The 6,500-nt window shown below is 61.2% G+C and carries 7 protein-coding genes; 6 read left to right on the forward strand and 1 reads right to left on the reverse strand.

Annotation, left to right across the window (positions count from 1 at the left end):
* The 3 genes from AC2T15_RS13035 (at position 1) to estX (ending at position 2,684) form a co-directional block, all read left to right on the forward strand.
* Positions 1–840, forward strand: a complete 840-nt coding sequence (locus AC2T15_RS13035; protein WP_000190708.1) for a helicase RepA family protein — start codon at positions 1–3, stop codon at positions 838–840.
* Complete coding sequence (repC, locus tag AC2T15_RS13040) at positions 827–1,678, forward strand: replication protein C, IncQ-type (RefSeq protein WP_000240536.1); 852 nt, start codon at positions 827–829, stop codon at positions 1,676–1,678. Before AC2T15_RS13035 ends, repC begins: the two co-directional genes overlap by 14 nt.
* 109 nt (positions 1,679–1,787) lie before the next feature.
* The gene (gene estX / locus AC2T15_RS13045) at positions 1,788–2,684 is read left to right on the forward strand and encodes a macrolide esterase EstX (RefSeq protein ID WP_223542816.1); all 897 of its coding nucleotides are present in this window, start codon (positions 1,788–1,790) and stop codon (positions 2,682–2,684) included.
* A gap of 691 nt (positions 2,685–3,375) precedes the next feature.
* Here estX and AC2T15_RS13050 read toward each other — a convergent pair.
* On the reverse strand, positions 3,376–3,660 hold the full coding sequence (locus AC2T15_RS13050; protein WP_000238497.1) for a mobilization protein C: 285 nt from the start codon (positions 3,658–3,660) through the stop codon (positions 3,376–3,378).
* 200 nt (positions 3,661–3,860) lie between these two features.
* On the opposite strand from AC2T15_RS13050, the gene AC2T15_RS13055 reads away from it, so the two are divergent.
* The 3 genes from AC2T15_RS13055 to urfF are packed head-to-tail and all read left to right on the forward strand — an operon-like array spanning position 3,861 to position 6,471.
* Complete coding sequence (locus AC2T15_RS13055; RefSeq protein ID WP_001395566.1) at positions 3,861–5,990, forward strand: MobA/MobL family protein; 2,130 nt, start codon at positions 3,861–3,863, stop codon at positions 5,988–5,990.
* A 60-nt stretch (positions 5,991–6,050) separates the two neighbouring features.
* Positions 6,051–6,263, forward strand: coding sequence for a hypothetical protein (locus AC2T15_RS13060; RefSeq protein ID WP_000455501.1), 213 nt, complete (start codon positions 6,051–6,053; stop codon positions 6,261–6,263).
* A 1-nt stretch (position 6,264) separates the two neighbouring features.
* The gene (gene urfF / locus AC2T15_RS13065; protein WP_007857788.1) at positions 6,265–6,471 is read left to right on the forward strand and encodes a plasmid repression protein F; all 207 of its coding nucleotides are present in this window, start codon (positions 6,265–6,267) and stop codon (positions 6,469–6,471) included.
* The last annotated feature ends 29 nt before the right edge of the window (positions 6,472–6,500 follow it).

A 6,500-nucleotide genomic window follows, 5' to 3' on the forward strand; every position in this document is an offset into this window, starting at 1 on the left:
ATGGCTACCCATAAGCCTATCAATATTCTGGAGGCGTTCGCAGCAGCGCCGCCACCGCTGGACTACGTTTTGCCCAACATGGTGGCCGGTACGGTCGGGGCGCTGGTGTCGCCCGGTGGTGCCGGTAAATCCATGCTGGCCCTGCAACTGGCCGCACAGATTGCAGGCGGGCCGGATCTGCTGGAGGTGGGCGAACTGCCCACCGGCCCGGTGATCTACCTGCCCGCCGAAGACCCGCCCACCGCCATTCATCACCGCCTGCACGCCCTTGGGGCGCACCTCAGCGCCGAGGAACGGCAAGCCGTGGCTGACGGCCTGCTGATCCAGCCGCTGATCGGCAGCCTGCCCAACATCATGGCCCCGGAGTGGTTCGACGGCCTCAAGCGCGCCGCCGAGGGCCGCCGCCTGATGGTGCTGGACACGCTGCGCCGGTTCCACATCGAGGAAGAAAACGCCAGCGGCCCCATGGCCCAGGTCATCGGTCGCATGGAGGCCATCGCCGCCGATACCGGGTGCTCTATCGTGTTCCTGCACCATGCCAGCAAGGGCGCGGCCATGATGGGCGCAGGCGACCAGCAGCAGGCCAGCCGGGGCAGCTCGGTACTGGTCGATAACATCCGCTGGCAGTCCTACCTGTCGAGCATGACCAGCGCCGAGGCCGAGGAATGGGGTGTGGACGACGACCAGCGCCGGTTCTTCGTCCGCTTCGGTGTGAGCAAGGCCAACTATGGCGCACCGTTCGCTGATCGGTGGTTCAGGCGGCATGACGGCGGGGTGCTCAAGCCCGCCGTGCTGGAGAGGCAGCGCAAGAGCAAGGGGGTGCCCCGTGGTGAAGCCTAAGAACAAGCACAGCCTCAGCCACGTCCGGCACGACCCGGCGCACTGTCTGGCCCCCGGCCTGTTCCGTGCCCTCAAGCGGGGCGAGCGCAAGCGCAGCAAGCTGGACGTGACGTATGACTACGGCGACGGCAAGCGGATCGAGTTCAGCGGCCCGGAGCCGCTGGGCGCTGATGATCTGCGCATCCTGCAAGGGCTGGTGGCCATGGCTGGGCCTAATGGCCTAGTGCTTGGCCCGGAACCCAAGACCGAAGGCGGACGGCAGCTCCGGCTGTTCCTGGAACCCAAGTGGGAGGCCGTCACCGCTGATGCCATGGTGGTCAAAGGTAGCTATCGGGCGCTGGCAAAGGAAATCGGGGCAGAGGTCGATAGTGGTGGGGCGCTCAAGCACATACAGGACTGCATCGAGCGCCTTTGGAAGGTATCCATCATCGCCCAGAATGGCCGCAAGCGGCAGGGGTTTCGGCTGCTGTCGGAGTACGCCAGCGACGAGGCGGACGGGCGCCTGTACGTGGCCCTGAACCCCTTGATCGCGCAGGCCGTCATGGGTGGCGGCCAGCATGTGCGCATCAGCATGGACGAGGTGCGGGCGCTGGACAGCGAAACCGCCCGCCTGCTGCACCAGCGGCTGTGTGGCTGGATCGACCCCGGCAAAACCGGCAAGGCTTCCATAGATACCTTGTGCGGCTATGTCTGGCCGTCAGAGGCCAGTGGTTCGACCATGCGCAAGCGCCGCCAGCGGGTGCGCGAGGCGTTGCCGGAGCTGGTCGCGCTGGGCTGGACGGTAACCGAGTTCGCGGCGGGCAAGTACGACATCACCCGGCCCAAGGCGGCAGGCTGACCCCCCCCACTCTATTGTAAACAAGACATTTTTATCTTTATAAAACAATTGGTTGGGGATGTTTGAGCGCAATTAACAGGCAGCCAAAACTGGCAAAATGAGCATGCCTATGAATAAAATGTTGTACGTAAAACTCGAAGGCAATTTTAGTATGAAAGAAAAGGTAGTTGTTGATAAAGCGATTTCACTCCATACCGAATCATTCGGCGACCCGGCCCATGAACCCATTATCCTGATCATGGGGGCAATGGCGTCTGCGGTGTGGTGGCCTGATGAGTTTTGCTCCCAACTAGCCAAAATGGGTCGCTATGTGATCCGGTACGACCACCGTGATACCGGGAAATCAACAAGCTATGAGCCAGGTCAAGCTCCATATTCCGTTGAAGAATTAGCAGATGATGTGGTTCGCGTCATTGATGGTTATGGTCTGGAAGCTGCTCATTTAGTCGGCATGTCTTTGGGGGGATTTCTTTCCCAGCTTGTAGCTCTCAAGTATCCGAAACGTGTGAAGAGCTTGACGCTGATTGCTTCAGAACGGCTTGCAGATGCAGATCCTGATATGCCCGCTTTTGATCCTGCCATCATTGAGTATCACCAACGGGCGGAATCGCTGGATTGGTCTGATAGAGATGCTGTCGTCGCGTATCAGGTCGGAGCGTGGCGAATCATCTCAGGTACTGCGCATGCTTTTGACGCTGAGAAGATACAAAATATCGCTGAGTTAGATTTTGATCGCACTCCGAATATCCTGACAACATTCAACCACACTACTTCAGGTGGTGGCGAGAGATCGCTCGAGAGATGGCTCGGGAGATTAAATGAGATAGCTGTACCAACTTTGATCATTCACGGCACGGAGGATCCTGTACTTCCTTATGTGCATGGGTTGGCACTGAAAGATGCGATTCGTGGTTCAAAAATGCTGACACTCGAAGGCACGGGACATGAGTTGCATCATGAAGACTGGCCGAGGATTATCCAGGCGATTAAGGGGCAAACGTCATAGCTATCGGTTGCACCGTACAACAAGTTGCTGCACCGTAAAAATTACTCGCTGCGCTCGCAATTTTCCGGTGAGCAAGGCGTTAAACATCATGAGGGAAGCGGTGATCGCTGAGGCATGTTCCGCGTCCTTGCAATACTGTGTTTACATACAGTCTATCGCTTAGCGGAAAGTTCTTTTACCCTCAGCCGAAATGCCTGCCGTTGCTAGACATTGCCAGCCAGTGCCCGTCACTCCCGTACTAACTGTCACGAACCCCTGCAATAACTGTCACGCCCCCCTGCAATAACTGTCACGCCCCCCTGCAATAACTGTCACGAACCCCTGCAATAACTGTCACGCCCCCAAACCTGCAAACCCAGCAGGGGCGGGGGCTGGCGGGGTGTTGGAAAAATCCATCCATGATTATCTAAGAATAATCCACTAGGCGCGGTTATCAGCGCCCTTGTGGGGCGCTGCTGCCCTTGCCCAATATGCCCGGCCAGAGGCCGGATAGCTGGTCTATTCGCTGCGCTAGGCTACACACCGCCCCACCGCTGCGCGGCAGGGGGAAAGGCGGGCAAAGCCCGCTAAACCCCACACCAAACCCCGCAGAAATACGCTGGAGCGCTTTTAGCCGCTTTAGCGGCCTTTCCCCCTACCCGAAGGGTGGGGGCGCGTGTGCAGCCCCGCAGGGCCTGTCTCGGTCGATCATTCAGCCCGGCTCATCCTTCTGGCGTGGCGGCAGACCGAACAAGGCGCGGTCGTGGTCGCGTTCAAGGTACGCATCCATTGCCGCCATGAGCCGATCCTCCGGCCACTCGCTGCTGTTCACCTTGGCCAAAATCATGGCCCCCACCAGCACCTTGCGCCTTGTTTCGTTCTTGCGCTCTTGCTGCTGTTCCCTTGCCCGCACCCGCTGAATTTCGGCATTGATTCGCGCTCGTTGTTCTTCGAGCTTGGCCAGCCGATCCGCCGCCTTGTTGCTCCCCTTAACCATCTTGACACCCCATTGTTAATGTGCTGTCTCGTAGGCTATCATGGAGGCACAGCGGCGGCAATCCCGACCCTACTTTGTAGGGGGAGGGCGCACTTACCGGTTTCTCTGCGAGAAACTGCCCTGCGGGCACCCCTTCGGGGCTGTGCGCTCTCCGAGGGCCATTGCATGGAGCCGAAAAGCAAAAGCAACAGCGAGGCAGCATGGCGATTTATCACCTTACGGCGAAAACCGGCAGCAGGTCGGGCGGCCAATCGGCCAGGGCCAAGGCCGACTACATCCAGCGCGAAGGCAAGTATGCCCGCGACATGGATGAAGTCTTGCACGCCGAATCCGGGCACATGCCGGAGTTCGTCGAGCGGCCCGCCGACTACTGGGATGCTGCCGACCTGTATGAACGCGCCAATGGGCGGCTGTTCAAGGAGGTCGAATTTGCCCTGCCGGTCGAGCTGACCCTCGACCAGCAGAAGGCGCTGGCGTCCGAGTTCGCCCAGCACCTGACTGGTGCCGAGCGCCTGCCGTATACGCTGGCCATCCATGCCGGTGGCGGCGAGAACCCGCACTGCCACCTGATGATCTCCGAGCGGATCAATGACGGCATCGAGCGGCCCGCCGCTCAGTGGTTCAAGCGGTACAACGGCAAGACCCCGGAGAAGGGCGGGGCACAGAAGACCGAAGCGCTCAAGCCCAAGGCATGGCTTGAGCAGACCCGCGAGGCATGGGCCGACCATGCCAACCGGGCATTAGAGCGGGCTGGCCACGACGCCCGCATTGACCACAGAACACTTGAGGCGCAGGGCATCGAGCGCCTGCCCGGTGTTCACCTGGGGCCGAACGTGGTGGAGATGGAAGGCCGGGGCATCCGCACCGACCGGGCAGACGTGGCCCTGAACATCGACACCGCCAACGCCCAGATCATCGACTTACAGGAATACCGGGAGGCAATAGACCATGAACGCAATCGACAGAGTGAAGAAATCCAGAGGCATCAACGAGTTAGCGGAGCAGATCGAACCGCTGGCCCAGAGCATGGCGACACTGGCCGACGAAGCCCGGCAGGTCATGAGCCAGACCCAGCAGGCCAGCGAGGCGCAGGCGGCGGAGTGGCTGAAAGCCCAGCGCCAGACAGGGGCGGCATGGGTGGAGCTGGCCAAAGAGTTGCGGGAGGTAGCCGCCGAGGTGAGCAGCGCCGCGCAGAGCGCCCGGAGCGCGTCGCGGGGGTGGCACTGGAAGCTATGGCTAACCGTGATGCTGGCTTCCATGATGCCTACGGTGGTGCTGCTGATCGCATCGTTGCTCTTGCTCGACCTGACGCCACTGACAACCGAGGACGGCTCGATCTGGCTGCGCTTGGTGGCCCGATGAAGAACGACAGGACTTTGCAGGCCATAGGCCGACAGCTCAAGGCCATGGGCTGTGAGCGCTTCGATATCGGCGTCAGGGACGCCACCACCGGCCAGATGATGAACCGGGAATGGTCAGCCGCCGAAGTGCTCCAGAACACGCCATGGCTCAAGCGGATGAATGCCCAGGGCAATGACGTGTATATCAGGCCCGCCGAGCAGGAGCGGCATGGTCTGGTGCTGGTGGACGACCTCAGCGAGTTTGACCTGGATGACATGAAAGCCGAGGGCCGGGAGCCTGCCCTGGTAGTGGAAACCAGCCCGAAGAACTATCAGGCATGGGTCAAGGTGGCCGACGCCGCAGGCGGTGAACTTCGGGGGCAGATTGCCCGGACGCTGGCCAGCGAGTACGACGCCGACCCGGCCAGCGCCGACAGCCGCCACTATGGCCGCTTGGCGGGCTTCACCAACCGCAAGGACAAGCACACCACCCGCGCCGGTTATCAGCCGTGGGTGCTGCTGCGTGAATCCAAGGGCAAGACCGCCACCGCTGGCCCGGCGCTGGTGCAGCAGGCTGGCCAGCAGATCGAGCAGGCCCAGCGGCAGCAGGAGAAGGCCCGCAGGCTGGCCAGCCTCGAACTGCCCGAGCGGCAGCTTAGCCGCCACCGGCGCACGGCGCTGGACGAGTACCGCAGCGAGATGGCCGGGCTGGTCAAGCGCTTCGGTGATGACCTCAGCAAGTGCGACTTTATCGCCGCGCAGAAGCTGGCCAGCCGGGGCCGCAGTGCCGAGGAAATCGGCAAGGCCATGGCCGAGGCCAGCCCAGCGCTGGCAGAGCGCAAGCCCGGCCACGAAGCGGATTACATCGAGCGCACCGTCAGCAAGGTCATGGGTCTGCCCAGCGTCCAGCTTGCGCGGGCCGAGCTGGCACGGGCACCGGCACCCCGCCAGCGAGGCATGGACAGGGGCGGGCCAGATTTCAGCATGTAGTGCTTGCGTTGGTACTCACGCCTGTTATACTATGAGTACTCACGCACAGAAGGGGGTTTTATGGAATACGAAAAAAGCGCTTCAGGGTCGGTCTACCTGATCAAAAGTGACAAGGGCTATTGGTTGCCCGGTGGCTTTGGTTATACGTCAAACAAGGCCGAGGCTGGCCGCTTTTCAGTCGCTGATATGGCCAGCCTTAACCTTGACGGCTGCACCTTGTCCTTGTTCCGCGAAGACAAGCCTTTCGGCCCCGGCAAGTTTCTCGGTGACTGATATGAAAGACCAAAAGGACAAGCAGACCGGCGACCTGCTGGCCAGCCCTGACGCTGTACGCCAAGCGCGATATGCCGAGCGCATGAAGGCCAAAGGGATGCGTCAGCGCAAGTTCTGGCTGACCGACGACGAATACGAGGCGCTGCGCGAGTGCCTGGAAGAACTCAGAGCGGCGCAGGGCGGGGGTAGTGACCCCGCCAGCGCCTAACCACCAACTGCCTGCAAAGGAGGCAATCA

It is taken from the genome of Thiopseudomonas sp. SA1F2-1K, from assembly GCF_057443035.1.